This is a genomic window from Thermostichus sp. MS-CIW-38 (genome assembly GCF_054058415.1).
The window spans coordinates 24,293-41,060 of the sequence record NZ_JBSSAH010000027.1 but is presented as its reverse complement, the minus strand read 5'-3'; the positions used below and the strand labels follow the sequence as shown (position 1 = coordinate 41,060).

Genomic DNA, 16,768 nt, shown 5'->3' with positions numbered 1-16,768 from the left:
AAACAGAAAGATCAACTGGTAGTAATCCGTACTGAACATATTATACATTATTTTCAGTATAGTTGAGCTTATTATTGACTAGAGTCATGCTCTCAGCTTGGCACTCAAGGCTCCAGGGGGGACGTGGACTCTGGCGACAGGATCCCGTTCGCGTTGGCGGAACGGAGTCCTTTCAAGCTCGCATCGCCGGGCCACAGACCCTGCAAAACTTGGGCAACACGGTGCCAGGGATCCAGCCGTTCCGCTCGCGGAAGCAGGACGGAGTCCTGGCTGCTTTGAGGCTCTGGAGAAGACTGCTCAGAGGGGGCGGGATCCCTTTCTTCCAACTGCAGAGAAAGCTGCTGCAACTGCATGTAGATGCTGTTCACGGCCAACATGGCCAAGACCGTGCCGAAAAACTTGGTGCGGGATCCCATAGGTCAACCCCTATGCGAAAACAAAGATACGGTTGTCGCGGGTGCGCTAGCTCCACCTTAGCTTACGGGTTTGGCTTGCCGTTCGGAGAAAATATTGATGTTCGCGTCGGCCTTGCAAAACCCCACGGTCAAGATTTCCCAACAAGACAATGACTGCCCCCCAAAAGCCAACCTATCATCACCTGCACACCGCCCTTTGGGTGAGCGATCTGGCCAGAGCCGAACATTTTTACGGAACGGTGCTTGGGATCCCCAAGGTGGAACGGTTTGCGTTTAACTTTCCCGGCGCTTGGTATCAAGTAGGTTCCTCCCAAATTCATTTAATCGTGGCCGAGGAGCTGATGGATCCACGGCAGCGAAGCGGAACGGGATCCTCAAAGTGGGGGCGTAATCCCCATGTGGCGCTGGGGGTAGATGACTTGGAAGCGGTGAAGGCTCGCCTGCGGCAGGAAGGGTATGAGGTGCAACCGAGCGCTTCCGGGCGAGCGGCAGTGTTCGTCCGGGATCCGGATGGGAATGTGATAGAGCTAAGCTCGATTAGCGCAACTTAGCCATGAGCCATCTCCCCTCAGCAATGCCGCCGGTTGCAACAGCGTTGCGTAGCGATATGGGTTCTCGTTGCCAGTTCGATCCGGCCATCAGCCTGGTCAGTTCCGCACAGATGCAGCGCCTTGAGGGGCAGATCTTCTCTGCCGGCATGCCCGTTGCCGCTCTGATGGAGAAGGTGGGGCTGGCCGTTGTTGCTCAGTTGCAGAAGGATTTTCCGCAAGCCCATCGCATTGGGATCCTCTGTGGGACAGGGCACAACGGTGGCGATGGGTTGGTGGTTGGGCGGGAGCTATGGCTGGCCCAAAAGTCGGTGAAGGTGTGGCTGGGCAAGCCGGATCTCAAACCCCTGACGGCAGACCACGCCCGCTATCTCAAGGCGCTGGGGGCAGAGTTTGTGGAGAGTCTTGAAGAGCTGGCCGATTGCGATTTGTTAATTGATGCCCTGTTTGGGATCGGTCTGAACCGGCCTTTGGGGGAGCCTTGGGCGGGGGCGGTGGGGTGGGCCAATGGCAGTGGGATCCCCATCCTTAGCCTGGATTTGCCGTCTGGCCTCAACGACCAAACCGGGGAAGTCTGGGGCTGCTGCATTCGCGCCAGCCATACCTATACCCTTGGCCTTTGGAAACGGGGGCTGTGGCAGGAAGCAGCTCTGCCTTGGGTAGGACGGTTACATCGCGTTGATTTTGGGATCCCCCCTTGGGCCTACCCAGAGGTGGAGGTTCCCCGGTTGTTGCTGCGGCCTTGGCAGCACTTTCCCGCGGATCCCCCTTTGGATACCCACAAATACCGCCAGGGATCCCTGTTGTTGGTGGCAGGCTCGGCAGCCTATGCTGGAGCAGCGGTGTTGGCGGGGCTGGGATCCCGCGCCAGCGGGGTGGGTATGGTGACGATGGCGGCGCCGGCGGAGTTGAAAGGACTGATCCACAGCGCCTTGCCAGAGGTTTTGGTTCATGCCTGGGAAGGGATCCCTTCTCTGCCGCCGGTTGCCGAGAAACCCTTTCAGGCGGTGGCCGTGGGGCCGGGCTTGGGAGAAACCCGCTTACCGCTGCTGGAACTCCTGCTGCGGGATTGGGCCGGGATCCCCTGGGTTATCGATGCCGATGGCCTCAATGCTCTGGCGGAGATGGGGGTAGAGCGCCTGCCAGAAAACGGGATCCAGGCCATCCTCACCCCCCACCTGGGGGAATTTCGGCGGCTTTTTCCGGGGATCCCGCTTGGGGATCGCATCGAGGCAGCCCAAAGGGCGGCAGCCCAGAGTGGAGCAGTGGTGGTTTTGAAAGGGGCGCGGACGGTGATCGCCTCTCCCACTGGGGAATGCTGGGTGAACCCGGAAAGCACACCGGCTTTGGCCCGCGGTGGCAGCGGCGATGTCTTGACCGGTTTGATCGGGGGCCTAGTGGCGCGAAGAAGAGCTCAAGCCGGTCAACCTTTGGACGCTCCCGCCCTGCTCAGTTGCGCCTGTGCGGGGGTGTGGTGGCATGCTCAGGCGGCTGTCCATCTGGCGCAAGAACGCGGCCTAACGGGAGTGGATCCGGCACGGCTGGCGGAGCATTTGCCCCAGGCGCTGCAAGCTCTTCAACAGGAGGAAGTTGTTCATACCGTGTCGCAGGCGGGTGAATAAATACTCTAAGTCATAGCCCAAGCCTTCCTGCTTGCTCCTACCCTCCACTAGGGGTCACCCGGTAAAGGGCACAGGAATAGAATTCTGGCTGGTTACTCGAAAGCCTTGGACAGGCCACCAAACCAAAGCCCGCATCCTCCACCACTATCTTCTCCGGCTGCAAGCTAAAATCCTGCGGGATCCGGAAAATCGGACTCAGGGATCCCTGAGGGGACACCCGTGCCAACCCACTGCGCCAAGACCCTTCTGCATCTTCCAAAAGACGACTCTGCCCCAACAAAGCCACTAAGTTGGCTCCTTGTAGGTCAATATCCCGGATGGGTACAGAATCTCCACCATTTTGTTCTCGTATCACCCGCCCATCCACCACTACCGCTAGCCCCTGACTGGGATTGGCCTTGAGAATACTCGGATTCCCTTGGTTATTGGCCAGAAAATAATACTCCTGCCCGACGAGCTTGGTTGCGGAGTTATCCGAGATAAGCGAAAACCCAGGCGGGAAAAAAGCACTCAAATCCATCACCTGAGTGGTTTGCCCTGTGGCATCCACCTGCAGCAACTCCTGACCACAACAGGAACGCAGCCAATCCCAACTTTGCCGAGCCATAATCACCGGGAAGCTATACCGGGTGAAAACGACGCTATTGCCCACCTGAACGAGGTTGGATAGGTATTCTGCAGTTCCTCTTCCGAAGGCCCCAAATGGGAGATCATCCACAAACGTCGAGACTTGGCCCTGGGCATTCACTTTGTTCAAAACCCCCACATTCCGGGTTCCAACCCCTGCATCAAAGCTCCGAGTGCCTTTCAGCAGCATCACCCCATCTTCAAATGCACCGATTCTGCGGAACCACTCTGAATAGCCTGGCCATTCATTTTTTTCTGCATTGTTTGACCAAGAAGATTAATTAGAGTTTCTTGGACATTAAACCTTTGCAATAGTGGCCTTAGAATATCATTTGCATTTGGGGCTTTTAGAAGAACACGAGCATATTGCCACGCTTGAGGGTCTGACAGTTCTGGCAGTGCTTCCCGAATCTTGAGTGCAATGGATGCAACGATTTGAAAGGTTGGGTTGTCTGCTGCTTGAGTTACATTTCCAGACGCAGTTATTCCTCCCAAAGCCATGCTGTAAGCAAGCCGATAGTTTGCGATGTCTTGCTCGAACCCAATATTGTCTTTGAGTCGGATCAATACATTCTCTTCATTTCCTCCAATGGCAGCAATGATTCTATCACGATTATCCTCAGCGTCACGTATTTCAGTTGCCAGTCCGTTAATATAGTAAATTTTAGACTTGAGGACAAGTGCAGCGGTATTGAAGCTGAAATTGGGAGAAATAACTGAGTGAATATTTGGTCTGTTTGGTAATGAGCAAGACTTGAGAATCAGTACAGACAGGCAACAGCACAATAAAACAACAAGACGAACAGTATTTCGACCGAACATCCATTTATCCTCACTAATCTAGCGAATTGGGTCAGTACATGTCCATTCTTCTGCGCCAACGACTTGTCCAGAGAACTTGGCATCAACAGTTAAATCTGCAATAACTCTTTCCTGGGTGTTAAGCATTTGAAATTGCACTTCCCTTCTTGCTTCAGCAACTTCATCAATCAGGTCGAATTCATTTGCCCCGCCAAATGCTAACCGCGCACATCGAATTGCTCGGAAACCATCAAGCACTCTTGCACGCACCTGGTCTCGACTATCCCTGTCAACATTCACGATGCTTGCCTGTAAAGCTTTGGCGTATCGCAGCATGGCCTTCCGCTTCAGCTCATCATTGGGATACCGGCGGTAAATCCAGCGCTGCACATCATCACGCACGCCATCTCCATCGGCATCAATCCCCTCCAAAGTTTGCTTCCCTTCTTCTCCAGGATCCGGTGGCAAATTGGGGAATAACCGATCCAGTTCATCGACCGGGATCATATCTGGAGAGGGATCCTCACCCGGATTTTCTGGCACAAATCCAGTAGTGGGATCAGGATTGGGCTCTTCTTCTGCACTGGGGGTAGAACCTCCCCCGCCACTGCACCCACACAGCAACACCAACACAGAAGAGAGCATCAACATAAGCAGTATCCTGAGGCCGTTCATAATCGCCTTGGTTCTAGCAGTTCAAGTGGCACAAGTGACCCCCACAGGGATCCGGCAATCCTTCTATTGGAGCTACAAGCAACACAAAATTAGGGCAGGGATCCCTAGAAGGAACTCTCTCAGGAGGATCTACCGTTCATCACCCGACAAGAGCAAGACTGGATTTGCAGCCTGATGCTCAAGCAGAAACTAACATCTGCTTCAACAAAGTGCAAGTGCGCTGCAACACACGGGCTCAATCTTTAGATTCGTCAGCGTATGATACGGAGCCCTTTTTTGAAGGGGAGAACCTTTAATGGCTGAATCCATCAAGCCAGGTGGTGAGGTCAATCAACGACTGGAACTCCAGCAAGGCTAGACCCAGCTCTTCCAAGCGCTCCACCGATAAAGACCGAATCTGAGCCTCCACCTCCTCAGGCAGGGATCCCATTTTGCCAATCTTCTCAGTGGGAAAAGCAGCCAGAAAGGAGTGACCACCTCAGGGATCCCCGTGGATTGTAGTTGACTGAGCTTGATTAGGGCCTTAGAAACCCCAGCGCTAAACCCAAGATAATAAACAAGCCAAAGCCAATCCGATAAAAGATGAACAGCCAAGTGCTGCTGCGCTGCAAAAACTGAATCAGCCAATCGATAGAGAGATAGGAAAAGACAAAAGCAGAAAGAGTGCCCAACCCCTGCGGCAGCAGGGCCTCTGCCTCGAACTCGGAGATAAACTCCACAACCCCCGCCAAAAATAATGCCGGGATCCCCAGCAAGAAGGAGTAACGGGCGGCAGCCGAGCGCTGCAAATGGAGAAACAGCCCTGCCGTCAGCGTCGAGCCGGAGCGCGACACCCCAGGGATCAGGGACAAAGCTTGGGCCAGCCCCACCCAGATCCCATCCCCAATGCCCAAGCTGTGAAGGTCTCGTTGGCGTTTGCCCGTTTGCTCTGCCCAGCCCAACAACAAAGCCAAGCCAATGGCTGCAGTGGCGATCACCCACAACTGGCGGGGCGGGGATCCCCAAATGGCCTTGATGGCCCAGCCGGCAACCACAATTGGCACTGTTCCCACCAAGATCCCGACCGACAGCCGCCAAGGCTCCTGCTGAAAATCTCGTTCTCGCCAGGCTTTCCAGGAGCCGAGGAGCAACTGGCGCAGGTCAGAGGCAAAGTAGATCAGCACCGCCCCCAAACTGCCCAACTGGATCACCGCCGTAAAAGAAGCGCCCGCATCCGGCCATCCCACCAAAGCCGGAAACACCCGCAGATGAGCCGTGCTGCTAATGGGCAGAAATTCGGTGATCCCCTGCACCATGCCCAAAATCAGAGCTTGCCACCAATTGGGATACCAGGTGTCAGCAAGCAACAAGGTAAACACTCCCCCACCCAAACTTGCCGGATTTGCACAATCCCCATTCTTAGAAAAACTCAGAACTCCGGCTTTTTCCAGCAGCCCATACCACGGCGAACAAACACTTGCAGAGGGATCCCACCCCAACTGGCCGGGAACTTGGGTGTCGCTGTCCCAGACCCGCAAAAGGGCTGTGCCTATAGGATCGCCGCAAAGATCAACAGTAGGTCAGATCATCGGGTCAATAGATCAGAAGCCAATCCGCTCTGGGTCTTCAATGGTAATCAGCCAGTTGCCCACATTGCGGAAGAGCGGGTTAGGCTCCGTCCCCCGTACCCGCGCCTCCACCCGATAGATGCCGGCAGACGAGGGGTTGCGCACATTGGAGAGCACCAGACGGATCTCCTGACCGGCAGCAATGGGTTGACGGGCCACCACCTCTAGAGAGCGAAACTCCTCGTTCCAGTACACTTGATCCAGCTCTACAGGCCGGCCTTCTACCTCCAGGCGGACACTTTCCGGATCGATGCGGCCATCGAAATTCCTGTCCCCGTTGATCTGCACTTCTGCCACCGCCACATTCTGGGGGGGAATGGTCAGGCGATAGCGATCCAAACGACTGCGAACCCCGCCAAAATCGAGCCGATAGCTGAGGACAGGTACCCCTTCACTGCCGGTGATCACCAAACCCGACTGCGCCTCTGCAGAATGGGGCATCACCAGGGATCCCAGGCTCCCCATCAACAGGCCCGCCAAGGCCAGCCTCATTCCTCGCCGAGCAAGGCCAAGTTCCTGCGAACATTTCCCTGCTCTCATCACTGCTCTCAACACCCAAACCTCCGCTGGTTGAAACACCTCAGCACCCTCAAAGCTTGCCAACGCAACCTGCAGCCAACCTAACCAGTGGCAAGACCGCCATCTCGCCGTCCATTGTAGAGGATGGGATCCTCTCTACCGAGAGAGCCTAGGGCTCACCGGGGTGCGCAAGTACGCAGTTCTGGCAGAGATCTCAACAAGAACTTTGGGCCACCATACCCACAGTGCAGCCCCCCACAGCGCCGATTGTAACGGCAAGATGCCCCTGCCCTTCTACTGCTTCTTCACTTGAGGAAACTCAGCACCCCCACCCCGATCACCATCAGCACCCAGAGCAGGGATCCCACCAAAATCACATTCTTGGCCCGGCTCCAGTCACTGGCTGAGCTGTAGAGCACCGGCACCGCCACCACCAAGAGCAAGCTGTAAAGCACCAACACCAACAAAGCAATTTGGAAAACGAGCATCATCTTTCGGATCCCTCACAAAAGTCTTGTCTTGGATAAAAGCTCCCGGTAACACCGGATGGCAGCAGGATAAATAGGATGACGCTCTGACTATACCAAAATAGGATCCCTCCCAAGGCCAGATCCGTTGAGGCGGCTGATGGATTCATCTAGACACAGGCTGGAGGCGGAAGGGGTTAAAGTCGGTTGCCACATCGAAGTAGTCTTCTTGTTCTTGCTGCTTTAGCCAGCCGGTAATGGCATAGGTCAGGGGCGTGAACGCCGCCTCAACGGCACACTTGAACACATAGTTGGAGAGTATTAAGCTGCCCAGGCCGGGGAACACCCCCCAGAAGGCCAAGGTGACAAACAGTCCAGTATCCACCGCTTGGCCCACCAGGGTAGAGCCGATGGTGCGTGTCCACAGCCACCGTCCCCGCGTCCACACCTTCATGCGGGCCAGTACATAGGCGTTGGCAAAGCTGCCTCCCCAATAGGCGATTAAGCTGGCCAGCACAAGGCGGGGCGTCAGGCCCAGAATCTGGTCGTAGGCTTCTTGATAGGGCCAGTCGGGGGCGGCCGGCAGGGATCCCACGATCATGAACGTTACCGACATGAGGGCCGCCGAGAGAAATCCCAGCCAGATCACCCGTCGCGAGCGGGCATAGCCATAGACCTCCGTGAGGATGTCGCCAAAGATATAGCTGAGGGGGAAGAGAATGGTGCCCCCGTCAAAGGTAAAGGGCCCCAGAAGAACGATCTTGGTCGAGGCGATGTTGGAAATCAGCAGCACGGCTACAAATAGAGCCGTCACCGCATCTAGGTGTCGATAAGCTCGCTCAAAAACCCTCTCAGACATCAGGATCCCCCCAACAACTTACGGATGTGCCGCAGCTCCTTGACGATCAAGGCCAAGCCTTGGCTATGCCGTTCCACTTCGCCGGCGAGCTTACGGATTTGTTCTTCCAGGTTAGCGCTGTGGGATTCCTGACGGTCTAGACGCTGGCTGAGGCTGGAAAGCCGCGTCACCACCTCCCGCTGGATCAGGTTTTCCGTGCCTTGAATCAGCAGCGTCTCGATAGCAGTGAGCTTGTTCAAGAGCAATTGGGTGTTGGTTTCCCCTCCAGCCTCCGGGGCAGCTACGGGGGCCACTTGCAGAGCCTTTTGAATTTGTGCAAGGAGAGCCTCCGCCTCAAACGGTTTTTCGATAAAGTCGAAATCGACAAAAGGCTCAGGGATGCGGGCCGTCACCTGCTCCTTCATCCCCGACATCATGATGATGGGGGTATTTTTCAAACTGTCTTCGCGGCGAATAGCCTGCAACGTGTCATAGCCATCCATCTTGGGCATGACAAAATCCAGCAGGATCAGGTCGGGGTGATGTTTTTTGGCCGCTTCCAGCCCTGTCAACCCGTCTTTGGCCTCCACCACTTGGAACTGATCGGCCAAGATGCTGGCCACCATCTTGCGAATCATGATGCTATCGTCAATGACCAACACCGTCTTGGTTGTCATGCTGAGGCGCTCCCTCTTCCCATTGACTCGACCTGATCGGCCCTTTCCTCCAGCCCATGAGGCGAGCGGGGAAATTTTTCTAGGACACCACTAGAGTACTCTCCTGTTCGGCCAGATGGAGCGTGCCTACGAATCCCCTTCCGCCAGGTTTCCCCTGATCCCAGTGGCTGCCAGCTCGGCGCGGCCGCCTTGCTATAATTAAGTGTAAACAAACGTTAAGCCTTCATTCTTCATTCGCACCTTGCAGGGTTATGAGCCTACAACTAAGTCCTGAGCTGTCGCTGCCGATCCCATCTCCAGTCGGAGAAGCTGCCTACCGCGCTTTTCAGTGGGGCAAAAACATCTTCGGCTTTGCCCACAAAGCGCTCTCCACCCAAGCTTCAGATCTGATGCTCTCCGTGCTCAGGGATCTGCAAAGCTTCTCCTCCGGGAGGACCCCGCCGCCGCGGGCCAAGGTGCGGGTGAGCGCTGACACGCTACAGGTGTTGCGGGCCCGTTACGAACAACTCCTGCAAGCGGACTGGCAAGATGCTGAGGCAGGGTACTACCCGCACGCGCTCCTGTTCGACAACCCCTGGCTGGACTTTGCCCGCTATTACCCACAGGTGTGGTTGGATTTGCCGCAAATTACTCGGCGGGTTCACAGCAAGCGTTACCAAGAGTTTTCTCAAGACATCTCCACCGAGGGCTATCCGAAATACTACCTGCAAAATTTCCATTACCAAACCAACGGCTATCTGAGCGACAGCTCGGCTGAGCTTTATGACCTGCAGGTGGAGCTGCTGTTTGGGGGCACAGCGGACGCGATGCGCCGTCGGGTGATTCGCCTGCTCAAAGATGCCTTGGATCCCACCTTGGTCAGCCCCCACATCCTCGATGTAGCCTGTGGCACGGGGCGGATGCTGCGCTTGCTGCGGGGATCCCTGCCCAAAGCAGCTTTGTATGGCCTGGATCTTTCCCCCGCCTATCTGCGCAAGGCCAACCGACTGTTGCAGGAGCTGCCGGGGGAGCTGCCCCAGCTTATCCGCGCCAACGCCGAGGCCATGCCCTATGCCGACGCCACCTTCGATGCCGTTATCAGCGTTTTTCTCTTTCATGAGCTGCCTGGCCCGGCCAGACAAAATGTCATCAACGAGATGAGTCGGGTGGTGAAGCCAGGGGGCGTGGTGGTCATCTGCGACTCGGTGCAACTGCTGGATTCGCCAGAGCTGAAGGAGACGATGGAAGCCTTTATGCAAACCTTCCACGAACCCTACTACCGCGACTACATCCACGACGATCTGGGGGTGCGCCTGCAACAGGCAGGCTGTGCGGTGCTGCGCCGAGAAACTCACTATGTCAGCACCTACACCCTAGCCCGTAAAGGTTGAGCGCCCCTTCCACAAGCTTAAGAGGAAGAGTAAATCGGCGGTCACTTGTCCAGAGGGTGTATAGTAGTTTTAGACACGAAACCTTGGATGAGAAGACGGGCCACTAACTGGATAACCCTTGGGTGCAAGTCCGTCTAAGATCTTTTTCTTGTACTTAGGCTCATGTCCCACCCCCATGGATCCCTCCGCGCCGGCATTACTGCTCTCAAGCAGGAGCGCTACCTGGAGGCGATCAACCTTCTCGAGTCCTTCTGCTACTGCTGTTCCATCCAAGAGAGACAAGAGAGTTTGTCCCGCCGCCTGAGCGAGCGCAATGGCTCGAGGGCAGATCCGGAAGAATGCGTTTTGGCTCGTGTAGCTCTGATCATGGCATATCAGGGCAGTGGTGACTTGGAACGCTCAACTGCCCTTTGCCAAGAGCTGTTGGAGGAGAAGGAAACTCCTGAGTCCGCTTCCTGGGCTCGGGAATGGGCAGCTCAGGCTCTACCTACCCTCAAGCAGGCTTCAGAACATTCCATGCCCCCTGAGGAAGTCATGGCGCGGCTACCCGTTCTCCGGCAGTTGGAAGACTGTCAGCCGCTGTGTAGCTCCCGCGATCCGGCTCCGCATCTGCTCAAATCTGCCTCTCTCTGAGGGAGAGGATCTGCAAGGAGCGGTGGACGCCCGGCTCTAGCCTTTATTCTCAACACAGTTCCACAGCAATCTTATGTCTGCTGCCGAACCGACTACCTATCATTTTGTCGTTGCCAGCCTGTCTTTCTTACGTTCTGAGCCTCTGGAAGAGGTGCTGGAGGAGCGTCGTCGATACTGCGAGGAGCGCCATTGCCCTGTCGATTTCTTCTGGGTGCCCCAGCCGGCCTTCATGGAAGCTCCAGAGTTAAAGCCCCTGCGGGACAAGTTGAAGGAGCCCCTGGGGGCAGTGGTATCCACCAACGCGGATTTTATTCGTTGGCTGAGCCTGCGCTTAACCTTTGTAGAGAAGGGCAGCTTTGTGGCTCCCAGCGAGTCGATCCCGGATCCCTTGCGCTCCTTGTCTGCCGCAGGAAGCTAGGCCTGCCGATTCCCAAGATTTGGGTTGGTGGATTGGAAGGCGGGCCAAGATAAGATCGGGGCACCCCATTTCCACTTTTGTTTGCTGACGGGATCCCATTCTGTTGTGGGGCCGACGTCGGGGAAATGGGCAGGTCACCTGGGGAGCATGATGACTTTGGAGCAACGATGGGGCTGGCCGGAGGGAGGGGCAGGGATCTGCCACCCCAGTTCCCCTCTCCAGAATCCCCCACCTGCGTCAACGCCAACTTGGGGTCTGAAGTCAGAAGCTCTCTTGCCTGAGCCGACAGCAAGCCCCGCCCTCAGCTCGCCGGAGTGTTCTCCTGGGGATCCCCTGCCGGAGCCACCTCCTGAGGATCCCGAAAAAGGGCAAAAGGAAGAGGAAGATCAAGGTCTGGCTGAGCCGGGCCTGAGCAACTTTGTAACCGTGCTGCGCCGGCGCAATTTCCTGCTGCTGTGGATGGGGCAGGCGTGTTCCCAGTTGGCGGACAAGGTGTTGTTGGTGCTGCTGATTGGGTTGGTTGCCCGCGAATTTCAGCCGGAAGGGGCTTCCATCAGCGGTTGGGTCTCGGCCATCATGCTGGCTTTTACGCTGCCGGCGATGCTATTGGGCAGCCTGGCAGGGGTATTTGTGGATCGCTGGCTGAAAAAAGGGGTGTTGGTGCTCTCCAACCTGGGGCGCGGGATCCTGGTGCTGCTGTTGCCGCCGCTGCTCTGGCTCAGTGCCGGGCGCGACCTTTGGCCGGGGATCCCCTTGGGGTTTGCGGGGCTGTTGCTGGTGAGCTTTGCCGTCTCGGTTCTGACCCAGTTTTTTGCTCCTGCCGAGCAGGCGACTTTGCCCCTGATCCTGCCGAAGCGAGAGCTGCTGGCGGCCAACTCCCTGTACACCACCACGATGATGGCTTCGCTGATCGTCGGGTTTGCTGTGGGGGAGCCGCTGTTAACCCTGGCAGATCGTTGGGTACGCCATTGGTTGCCGGGCTGGGAAGTGGGGCCGGAGCTGTTGGTGGGGGGAGCCTACCTCTTGGCGGGATCCCTGCTATTGCTGCTGCAACCCCGCGAGAAGCTAGAGCCCCGGCGTTGGGAAGTCCCCCACCTCTGGGAAGATCTCCGCTTGGGCCTGCAATATGTCAGCCAGATGCCCCTGATCCGAGCTGCCTTGGTGCAGGTGGTGGTGCTCTACTCGCTGTTTGCGGCGCTGGCAGTGTTGGCGGTGCGCATGGCCGAAGTGATGGCAGAGCTGAAGCCAGATCAGTTCGGAGTGTTGTTGGCCGCTGCCGGCCTGGGCATGGGGATCGGCGCCTTTTGGGTGGGCCATACGGGCCGACGGGTGAGCCGCCGCGCCTGGATTGGGCTGGGATCCCTGCTGCTCTGTGGGGCTCTGGCAGCCCTCTCCTGGACGACCCACTGGTTGCTGCCCAGCTTGGGCTGGATTGCCCTGTTGGGCTGTGGCGGGGCTCTGGTGGCGGTGCCGATGCAAACCTTGATCCAAGAGGAAACGCCTGACCATCTGCGGGGCAAGATCTTTGGGCTCCAGAACAACGCCGCCAACATTGCCCTCAGTTTGCCGCTGGTGTTTACGGGATTGGCAGAAGCCCGCCTTGGCCTTCCCTGGATGTTTGTGGCCCTGTCTGTTCTGGCGGGGCTGGCGGGGCTGTACACCTGGAGCCTATTGGGCAGAGAGGCCCCCTAAATCCTGCCGCAGCGCGAGGTTGGATATCCTCTTCCGAGGGGACGGGCCAAGGCAGGAGCTAACTCTGCTACTCTTGTAGAGGTTTAAGAATCGAGACTCCCTTTGCAGCTAAGCGTTTCAGCTCCGCGGGGATCCGCCCATGCACATCGCCTGGATAGGCAAAAAAACACCTTTCTGTGGCAACGTCACCTATAGCCGCGAGGTGACCAACGGCCTTTTGGATCGGGGACATCAGGTTAGCTTTTTTCACTTCACCAACGACGGCCAATCGCCCGCTCTGGATCCTGGAGGTGAAGGCTGGAGGGCGGAGCTGGATCGTCGAGACGTTTCCCTCCCCTGTCTGTACAAGTCGCAGATTTACACGATCCCGGCCCCCAACGCCAAGCGGTTGCTCACCCAGGCCCTCAAGGAATTGCAGCCGGATCTGGTACATGCCTCCTTGACCATTTCTCCCATCGACTTTGTGCTGCCGGAGATCTGTGCTGAGCTCAACCAGCCGCTGGTGGCCACCTTCCACCCGGCCTTCGACCGGCGGCGGCGCAACATCGCCTCTCGCACCCAATACTTGGCCTACCAGCTCTACGCCCCGTGTTTGGCCAACTATCACCGCACCATCGTCTTCTCGGAAACGCAACGGGAGATCTTGGTCAAACTGGGGGTGAGCCCCCAGCAGGTGGTGGTCATTCCCAATGGTGTGGATGTGGACAAGTACGCGCCTGGGCCCTCCACCCTCAAACAGCGGTTGGGACTGGAGCGGATCTTCGTCTATCAGGGGCGGGTTTCGCCGGAGAAAAACCTGGAGGCCCTGCTCAAGGCTTGGAAACACGCCCAAATGGGGGAGAAGTGTGGTCTGCTGATCGTGGGGGATGGGCCGCTGCTCAACACCCTCAAGCCCTTCTACACCCTTCAACATGGGATCCACTGGCTGGGCTATATTGCCGACGAGCAGCAACGCATCGAGATCTTGCGAGGAGCCGATGTGTTTATTTTGCCCTCTTTAATCGAGGGGCTCTCTTTGTCCCTGTTGGAGGCGATGGCCTGTGGGCTGGCAGCAGTGGCCACCGATGTCGGCGCTGATGGCGAGGTTTTGGCCGATGGAGCCGGGATCCCGCTGGATCCGACACGGGTGACGGCGGAGCTGCAAACGCTGTTGCCTTTGCTGCGGGATCAACGGGAGTTTACCCAACTGCTGGGGATGAAGGCCCGCCAGCGGGTGCTGGAGCGCTATACCCTCAGCCACAACCTCAGCCAGGTGGAACAGCTCTACCGAGAGCTGTGCCAGGGATCCCGTCAGCATCGCTGGGTGTGAGGGATGAGTGTGATGAAGCTTGTGATATTTTTGCTAAGCTGTTTCGTTACGTTTCCAAGGGATTAACGCCAGTCTTCCCGATGGATGATCACAGCCCCCAAAAGGCCGTTTTAGGGCAGCCCCCTGCCGGGCTGTCAGATTCTTTGTGGTCAGAGTCCTTGCTGGCCCAGGATTCGGGCAAAAATCCCCTCCCCCCCAATGCTCCGTCGCTGTCGCCCACGGACAATTCGGGGGACTTGCGCTCAGCTCAGACCGGCCAGGATGAGGATCCCACCTCTTCAGGTGCCGTTGCGTCCGATGATAGAGAGCTGCCGGAGGTCAAGCCGGCCATTGTGCCTGCCCCTGCAATGCCGGATCGGGTGGCAGAACTGGAGAGAGAACACCATCGGATGCAGTATCTGCTGGCGTGGCTGGCTTTTGCTCTGCGCTCTTTTAACAACTTGAACCAGATCCTGGAGCTGACGGCTTTTGTGGCCAGCCAACTGACCGATGCCGAAGGCGGAGCCCTGGTTTTGTTCAATCCCAACGGCACCATCCAGTTGGATCAACTGCATTGCTCTGATCTCAATCACCGCGAGCAGATTCGGGCTGAGATGGAGCAAATTACCCAGACCCTCTCGGCTCAAGAGCCCATTCTCAAAACGGAGGGATCCCTGTCTGTTAAGATCCCTGCCCTTGAACACCTCTTGGACGAACGGTTCCGCCAGAGCTTGGGGCCGGATGTACGCCTTTTCGGCACGCCGCTGCTGATTCGCAACTCTGTCCAGGGTCGCTTGTACGTCTTCAGCCGTCAGCCTGGCTACCACTGGGATGAACGTCGCCAACAACTGTTGCGCTTGGTCGCCGATCAGGCAGGGGTGGCCATCGAAAATGACCGCTTGACGGCAGCCTTGCGCCGCAAGATGGCCCTGGAAAAAGAAATGGAGATTGGCTCTTACATCCAGACCCAACTGCTACCTCGGGAGTGCCCTCAAGTCAAGGGGATTCGCTTGGCAGCCCGTTGCCGGGTGGCCAGCAAAGTGGGGGGCGACTACTATGACTTCATCAAGATTCCCGGCGAACGCCTGGAAACATCCGACTCATCTGAAGAAACGGCAGGCTTTCGCTTGGCCATCGTCATTGGGGATGTGATGGGCAAAGGGGTGCCCGCCGGCCTGTTGATGACCATGACCCGCGCCATGGTGCGGGCGGAGGCCCTCAACCGCCATTCGCCGGCCCGTGTTCTGCAACATCTGAACCGGGCCATGTACAGTGACCTGGAAAACTCCAATCGCTTCATCAGCCTGTTTTATTCGGAGTACGATCCCCGCTCCCATCGCCTCTGCTTCAGCAACGCGGCCCACAACCCCACCCTGTGGTGGCAGGCCCGCACCCGAGAAATTCAACCCCTGGACACAGAGGGGGCGCTGATCGGCTTGGAAGAAAACAGCCACTACTCGGAAAGCTGCGTGCAACTGCAACCCGGGGATGTGGTGGTGTACTACACCGATGGCTACACGGAGACAGCCAACACCCGCGGCGAGCGCTTGGAAACCTCTGGGCTGATGGACGCCATCCAGTACGCTGCCCGTCGCTACGACTCCCCCGAAGACATCTTGGAGAGCTTGTTTGAGCAGATGGATGCCTTCCGAGGCCGCCGGGGATCCCACCCTCTTCCCCTATGGCTGCCCGAGGATCCAGAGCTCCTGTTGCAGGACGAGATTTCCCTGCGGCCTGAGCCCGTGGACGACACAACGCTGGTGGTGTTGAAGGTGTTGCCCGACTCCGAGCCAGCCTAGCTAAAAAAGTTCAAACTCAGGGTTAATGACAGCAGGCCGCAACGCTCACAATAGCTCAAGCAAGCTACTCAACGCTACTGGGCTGGGCAGCAACGGTGGGTTGGTTGACGTGGTTTTGCCGGACTACTAGGCTAGTTGGTTAGTTCTGGCATGCGTTCTGCATGGGCTAAAGCCTGCTCCAGCTTTAGTCTGTGTGGCTCTCTCAGAGAGCAAGGAGCGGCTACCTGCAGCTTGCGGGGAAGTCACGCCTGTGGAGATCCCTCTGGCGGGGCAGTGGGGGTGATCTCTGCTGCCAGCCATAGTTCGTTAAGGCAGGAAGAAAGCAGAAGCGCGGCAGACGCTGAGCACTCCGCGCCGCCGGTGCGAGTGGAAGTGTTTGTTGGCGTTTCGTAGGTCTTTCAGAGCGGTACGCTCTAGCTGGTGGAGCTACCAGGTTGGCTGCACTGTGTTATCTACACCTGAGGTACAACCATGAACTTCTCTCCTTCTGGGTCTGAAACCGCCTCGGTTTACTTGCCGGCTCCCGCGGCTTTCCAGACGGAAATGATTGTCGGGCAGGTGTTCCGACAGGATGTGCTGGGCGATATCCGCAAGGGTTGGAATGGCTTTGTGGAATCGGGCCAAATTTGGGCGCTTTTGATAGGGATCGTGGCGGGCTACATGCTCAAGAGCATCACCAGCTCCCACTAGAGCCTTGTCGCCATTGCTCTAGCTGGATCCAGTTGGCCTGAGCCGGCGGGGTTTTGGCCGTCGGTATTTGGTTTTTGTGCT

19 protein-coding genes are annotated in these 16,768 nt (G+C 57.2%); 9 read left to right on the top strand and 10 right to left on the bottom strand.

What is annotated here, in order from left to right; translation table 11 throughout:
- Nucleotides 1-104: 104 nt before the first annotated feature.
- Complete coding sequence (locus ACVWXZ_RS10055; RefSeq protein WP_457482466.1) at nt 105-416, bottom strand: hypothetical protein; 312 nt, start codon at nt 414-416, stop codon at nt 105-107.
- 149 nt (nt 417-565) lie between these two features.
- Between ACVWXZ_RS10055 and ACVWXZ_RS10050 the strand changes: the two genes are divergently transcribed.
- Both ACVWXZ_RS10050 and ACVWXZ_RS10045 read left to right on the top strand, forming a co-directional pair.
- Entirely contained in the window at nt 566-967 is a 402-nt protein-coding gene (locus ACVWXZ_RS10050) for a VOC family protein (RefSeq protein ID WP_457443730.1), read from the top strand.
- Between the two features lie 56 nt (nt 968-1,023).
- A complete protein-coding gene (locus tag ACVWXZ_RS10045; protein ID WP_457482465.1) occupies nt 1,024-2,586 on the top strand; it encodes an NAD(P)H-hydrate dehydratase in 1,563 nt (520 codons plus the stop codon).
- A gap of 37 nt (nt 2,587-2,623) precedes the next feature.
- Here ACVWXZ_RS10045 and ACVWXZ_RS10040 read toward each other — a convergent pair whose 3' ends face one another.
- From ACVWXZ_RS10040 to ACVWXZ_RS10000, 9 genes are all read right to left on the bottom strand, one after another.
- Entirely contained in the window at nt 2,624-3,343 is a 720-nt protein-coding gene (locus ACVWXZ_RS10040) for a hypothetical protein (RefSeq protein ID WP_457482464.1), read from the bottom strand.
- Nucleotides 3,344-3,402: 59 nt separating this feature from the next.
- Complete coding sequence (locus ACVWXZ_RS10035; protein ID WP_041436643.1) at nt 3,403-4,035, bottom strand: hypothetical protein; 633 nt, start codon at nt 4,033-4,035, stop codon at nt 3,403-3,405.
- An 18-nt stretch (nt 4,036-4,053) separates the two neighbouring features.
- Nucleotides 4,054-4,665, bottom strand: coding sequence for a hypothetical protein (locus ACVWXZ_RS10030; protein ID WP_457403607.1), 612 nt, complete (start codon nt 4,663-4,665; stop codon nt 4,054-4,056).
- A gap of 316 nt (nt 4,666-4,981) precedes the next feature.
- Nucleotides 4,982-5,119 (bottom strand): DUF4351 domain-containing protein, encoded by a 138-nt coding sequence (locus ACVWXZ_RS10025; protein ID WP_414374584.1) that lies wholly within the window; start codon nt 5,117-5,119, stop codon nt 4,982-4,984.
- Between the two features lie 85 nt (nt 5,120-5,204).
- Nucleotides 5,205-6,047: an undecaprenyl-diphosphate phosphatase gene (locus ACVWXZ_RS10020; protein WP_457441685.1), complete on the bottom strand. Its 843-nt coding sequence runs from the start codon at nt 6,045-6,047 to the stop codon at nt 5,205-5,207.
- 222 nt (nt 6,048-6,269) lie between these two features.
- The gene (locus ACVWXZ_RS10015) at nt 6,270-6,788 is read right to left on the bottom strand and encodes a DUF2808 domain-containing protein (RefSeq protein WP_414374581.1); all 519 of its coding nucleotides are present in this window, start codon (nt 6,786-6,788) and stop codon (nt 6,270-6,272) included.
- Between the two features lie 332 nt (nt 6,789-7,120).
- A complete protein-coding gene (gene psbZ, locus ACVWXZ_RS10010; protein ID WP_011433643.1) occupies nt 7,121-7,306 on the bottom strand; it encodes a photosystem II reaction center protein PsbZ in 186 nt (61 codons plus the stop codon).
- A gap of 142 nt (nt 7,307-7,448) precedes the next feature.
- Entirely contained in the window at nt 7,449-8,141 is a 693-nt protein-coding gene (locus tag ACVWXZ_RS10005) for a queuosine precursor transporter (RefSeq protein WP_414329328.1), read from the bottom strand.
- Entirely contained in the window at nt 8,141-8,797 is a 657-nt protein-coding gene (locus tag ACVWXZ_RS10000) for a response regulator (protein ID WP_457384811.1), read from the bottom strand. The genes ACVWXZ_RS10005 and ACVWXZ_RS10000 overlap by 1 nt, the downstream gene beginning before the upstream one ends.
- Nucleotides 8,798-9,048: 251 nt before the next feature.
- Between ACVWXZ_RS10000 and ACVWXZ_RS09995 the strand changes: the two genes are divergently transcribed.
- From ACVWXZ_RS09995 to ACVWXZ_RS09965, 7 genes are all read left to right on the top strand, one after another.
- Nucleotides 9,049-10,167 carry a class I SAM-dependent methyltransferase gene (locus ACVWXZ_RS09995; RefSeq protein ID WP_414349803.1) on the top strand — a complete coding sequence of 373 codons (1,119 nt, stop codon included), beginning with the start codon at nt 9,049-9,051 and terminating at the stop codon, nt 10,165-10,167.
- Nucleotides 10,168-10,329: 162 nt separating this feature from the next.
- Complete coding sequence (locus tag ACVWXZ_RS09990; protein ID WP_414342436.1) at nt 10,330-10,800, top strand: hypothetical protein; 471 nt, start codon at nt 10,330-10,332, stop codon at nt 10,798-10,800.
- Nucleotides 10,801-10,873: 73 nt separating this feature from the next.
- Nucleotides 10,874-11,218 carry an MgPME-cyclase complex family protein gene (locus ACVWXZ_RS09985; RefSeq protein ID WP_414329330.1) on the top strand — a complete coding sequence of 115 codons (345 nt, stop codon included), beginning with the start codon at nt 10,874-10,876 and terminating at the stop codon, nt 11,216-11,218.
- 147 nt (nt 11,219-11,365) lie between these two features.
- Nucleotides 11,366-12,910 carry an MFS transporter gene (locus ACVWXZ_RS09980; protein WP_457403610.1) on the top strand — a complete coding sequence of 515 codons (1,545 nt, stop codon included), beginning with the start codon at nt 11,366-11,368 and terminating at the stop codon, nt 12,908-12,910.
- 139 nt (nt 12,911-13,049) lie between these two features.
- Entirely contained in the window at nt 13,050-14,219 is a 1,170-nt protein-coding gene (locus tag ACVWXZ_RS09975; RefSeq protein ID WP_457393415.1) for a glycosyltransferase family 4 protein, read from the top strand.
- A gap of 80 nt (nt 14,220-14,299) precedes the next feature.
- Nucleotides 14,300-15,997 carry a PP2C family protein-serine/threonine phosphatase gene (locus tag ACVWXZ_RS09970; RefSeq protein WP_238376753.1) on the top strand — a complete coding sequence of 566 codons (1,698 nt, stop codon included), beginning with the start codon at nt 14,300-14,302 and terminating at the stop codon, nt 15,995-15,997.
- 471 nt (nt 15,998-16,468) lie between these two features.
- Nucleotides 16,469-16,687, top strand: a complete 219-nt coding sequence (locus ACVWXZ_RS09965; RefSeq protein ID WP_414329334.1) for a hypothetical protein — start codon at nt 16,469-16,471, stop codon at nt 16,685-16,687.
- The last annotated feature ends 81 nt before the right edge of the window (nt 16,688-16,768 follow it).